This window comes from Agrobacterium sp., assembly GCF_032092815.1.
Classification (GTDB): domain Bacteria; phylum Pseudomonadota; class Alphaproteobacteria; order Rhizobiales; family Rhizobiaceae; genus Agrobacterium.
This window is the reverse complement of record NZ_DAMDBP010000021.1, coordinates 55689-59402: the sequence shown is the minus strand read 5'-3', so window position 1 is coordinate 59402 and position 3714 is coordinate 55689. Positions and strand designations below refer to the sequence as shown.

Annotated in this window: 4 protein-coding genes; 3 read left to right on the top strand and 1 reads right to left on the bottom strand. The window is 56.7% G+C overall.

What is annotated here, in order from left to right:
* Positions 1-322, bottom strand: a 322-nt coding sequence (locus RT613_RS14130; protein WP_313616260.1) for a DUF971 domain-containing protein, incomplete at its 3' end; no start/stop codon positions are given.
* A gap of 210 nt (positions 323-532) precedes the next feature.
* On the opposite strand from RT613_RS14130, the gene moaA reads away from it, so the two are divergent.
* From moaA to RT613_RS14115, 3 genes are all read left to right on the top strand, one after another.
* Complete coding sequence (gene moaA, locus RT613_RS14125; RefSeq protein ID WP_313616279.1) at positions 533-1522, top strand: GTP 3',8-cyclase MoaA; 990 nt, start codon at positions 533-535, stop codon at positions 1520-1522.
* A gap of 162 nt (positions 1523-1684) precedes the next feature.
* Positions 1685-2575, top strand: coding sequence for a DMT family transporter (locus RT613_RS14120; protein WP_313616259.1), 891 nt, complete (start codon positions 1685-1687; stop codon positions 2573-2575).
* Positions 2576-2654: 79 nt separating this feature from the next.
* Positions 2655-3714, top strand: a 1060-nt coding sequence (locus RT613_RS14115) for a multidrug effflux MFS transporter (protein WP_313616258.1), incomplete at its 3' end; no start/stop codon positions are given.

The window sequence follows — 3714 nt, the reverse complement described above, 5'->3', positions numbered from 1 at the left end:
CCTCATAGGCAGCAAACAGTTTTTCACCGTCGCGCCCCAGTTCCAGCAGATATTTCCATGTGTAAATGCCGCTGTCATGGCCATCGTCGAACACAATTCGAACTGCGTAGTTGCCAGCGGCCGTCATGGCGCGAATGGCAACATTGCGCTTGCCAGGTACCGTCACCTTCTGGCCGGGTCCATGGCCTTGCACTTCCGCCGAAGGCGACAGTACCCGCAACATTTCGGCCGGCAGCCTGAATTGTCCGCCATCATCAAAGGTAACAGACAGCAAATGACGATCCTGTGAGACCTTCAATTCCGTGGGCCAAGGATCACTCATTGTTCATTTCCCTAATGTCTTGTAGTGTTTCACAGTTATGGTCTTGTTTCACTATACGCAAGCCTCTAGATAAAGCACACGCAGCGAACACCTTGGCTTGGCCAGGAATACTAGCACATTGAACATGTGTTCGACGCAGGAGTTGGTACGTTGAACAGCTTTCTGGGCCCGGTTGGAAAAACCGCACCCCTGACACCAAATTCGGAACCGATGATCGACCCCTTCGGGCGTGCGGTCACCTATTTGCGCGTGTCCGTGACAGATCGCTGCGATTTCCGCTGCACCTATTGCATGTCCGAACACATGACCTTCCTGCCAAAGAAGGACCTGTTGACGCTGGAAGAACTGAACAGGCTCTGTTCCGCCTTCATCCAGAAAGGTGTTCGCAAGTTGCGGCTGACCGGCGGCGAGCCGCTGGTGCGCAAGAACATCATGGAACTGGTCCGCAATCTCGGGCGCCATGTGTATGCCGGCACGCTTGATGAGCTGACGCTGACCACCAACGGGTCGCAACTCGCACGCAATGCCGAGGAACTCTACGACTGTGGTGTGCGGCGCATCAATGTGTCGCTCGACACGCTGGACCCGGTCAAGTTTCGCCAGATCACCCGCTGGGGCGATTTTTCCAAGGTCATGGAAGGCATTGATGCTGCCCAGAAGGCCGGTCTGCAGATCAAGCTCAACGCGGTTGCGCTGAAGGATTTCAACGAATTCGAAATCGCCGACATGATGCGTTTTGCCCATGGGCGCGGCATGGATCTGACGGTGATTGAAACCATGCCGATGGGTGAAATCGAGGAAGACCGCACCGACCGTTATCTGCCGCTGTCGCAACTGCGCACGCAGCTGGAAGACCAGTTCACACTGTCGGACATTCCCTACAAGACAGGCGGCCCTGCCCGTTACTTCCAGGTCGCGGAAACCGGTGGCCGCCTCGGCTTCATCACACCGCTGACCCACAATTTCTGCGAAAGCTGCAACCGTGTACGCCTGACCTGCACCGGTACGCTTTACATGTGCCTTGGCCAGAATGATGCCGCAGACCTGCGCACGGCGCTCCGCGCCAGCGATGACAACGGCCTGTTGTCGCAGGCCATAGATGAGGCCATTTTGCGCAAGCCCAAGGGCCATGACTTCATCATTGACCGCGACCACAAACGCCCGGCCGTTGCCAGACATATGAGCGTCACCGGCGGTTAATCCGCCGGACTTGCACGGCTGATCTCAATTTATATACCACTTAATTAATTCGTCAGCACAACCGGACGTTTTCACGCCTCGTTGACCTCGCACAGCCCTAACCAATTGGGTACTACTGCCTCGTGTCCGAAGGGGATTCGGACGGGAGAGGCCCTGCACACAATGGCAATGACGGAAAATACCCGAGGCGCGATGTTCATGGCCCTTGCCATGGCGAGCTTCACCATCAACGACGCACTGGTAAAATCCGTCACACCTTTCCTGAATACCGGCCAGATCATGTTTGTGCGCGGTCTGATGACCACGGTTCTGATCCTCTTCATCGCCAAACATTTCGGCGCCCTGCGCCCGATCAAGACGCTGTTTCGTCCACTGGTGCTGTTGCGCACACTCAGCGAAATAGCAGCCTCGATCATGTTCCTCACAGCACTTGGCCAGGTGGAATTTGCCAGTCTCTCCTCCGTCATGCAGTCTCTGCCGCTGGTGGTGACGTTGGGTGCTGCACTGTTTCTGCGGGAGCCTGTCGGCTGGCGGCGCTGGACGGCTATTGGCGTCGGTTTCCTTGGCGTGCTCATCATCATTCGCCCCGGCCCGGACGGTTTTACCGTGGGCGCGCTTCTGGCCATTGCATCGGTATTTGCCACCGCCTGTCGCGACCTGGCGACACGGCGCATGTATGCCGATGTGCCGTCACTCACCATCACCATGTTCACCGCCATCGCCAACACGCTGTTCGGCGCACTGTTGATTGCACCGCTTGGCGGCTGGCAGCCAATGGAATGGAGTGTTCTTGGCCATCTGGCCATCGCATCCATCCTTGTACTTTCCGGTTACCAGACCGTGATCTTTGCCATGCGCTCAGGCGAAATCTCCTTTGTGGCACCGTTTCGATATACCAGCCTGCTGTGGGCGCTATTGATCGGCGTGCTGGTATTTGGCGAGAAACCCGATGTATGGACATTGACCGGTGCGGCAATTGTCATTGCATCCGGCATTTACACGTTCTATCGCGAGAGACGACGCTATTTGATGAAATCGGCCGAGGATTCCTGACCGGATCCGGTATTGCCGGAATGATGCCCGCTCGCCACCTCCGCTTTACATCAGCGCGCGGCATCAGGAGTGTAATGAAGTGACTGAAGTACGTTTTCTGGACCGCAAGACACCGCCGCATATTTTCACGCTGGTTATGGTGGCCGGGCTCTCTGCCCTCAGCATGAACGTGTTTCTACCATCCCTGCCCGCCATGGCGCAGCATTTCGACACCCAATATGCGGTGATGCAGTTGGCCATCTCTGGTTATCTCGCCGCCACCGCCTGCGTGCAGCTGGTGATTGGCCCCCTGTCTGATCTGTTTGGAAGACGCCCGGTGATGCTGGTCAGCCTCGGCATCATGTGCCTTGCAACGCTTGTCTGTTTTCTCGCCCCCAATGTGACGGTGTTCATGGTGGCGCGCTTCGTGCAGGCGACCGTTGCGACCGGCTTTGTGCTGGCCAGAGCGGTGGTGCGAGACATGGTACCAGCCAATCAGGCCGCATCAATGATCGGTTACGTCACCATGGGCATGTCCGTGGTGCCAATGGTCGGGCCGATGATTGGCGGTGTCCTCAATGATATCGGTGGCTGGCAGGCCAGTTTCTGGCTGCTGATGGCGCTGACGCTTATCGTCATCAGCCTTGTCTATCTCGACCTTGGTGAAACCAACACACAGAAATCGACCAGCTTTTCCGCCCAGTTCAAGGCGTGGCCTGAACTGTTGAAATCGCCACTCTTTTGGGGTTATGCGCTGACCTCGACCTTTTCATCGGGTCTGTTCTTTTCATTTCTGGGTGGTGCACCCTTTATCGGCAGCGCGCTTTACGGCCTGACACCGGCAATGCTGGGTGTGCAGTTCTTTTTCATGGCGTCCGGTTACATGCTGGGTAATTTCATCTCCGGCCGTTATGCCAGCCGAATCGGCATTACCCGGATGATGTTCGCTGGTAACATCATTGCCATGACGGGAATAATCACCACACTCGTGCTTGCCTATACGGATCTGCACAGTGCCTATGCCTTTTTCCTACCGCTGGCCTTGATCGGCGTTGGCAATGGCGTGACACTGCCCAGTTCCAACGCTGGCATGGTCAGCGTCAAACCACATCTGGCAGGCTCGGCCTCCGGTCTTGGCGGCGCACTGACAATTGGCGGCG

What these genes read in the sequence shown, in the direction of transcription:
- moaA (WP_313616279.1), top strand. Translation starts at nt 533, where the DNA reads ATGATCGACCCCTTCGGGCGTGCGGTCACCTATTTGCGCGTGTCCGTG.
- RT613_RS14120 (WP_313616259.1), top strand. Translation starts at nt 1,685, where the DNA reads ATGGCAATGACGGAAAATACCCGAGGCGCGATGTTCATGGCCCTTGCC.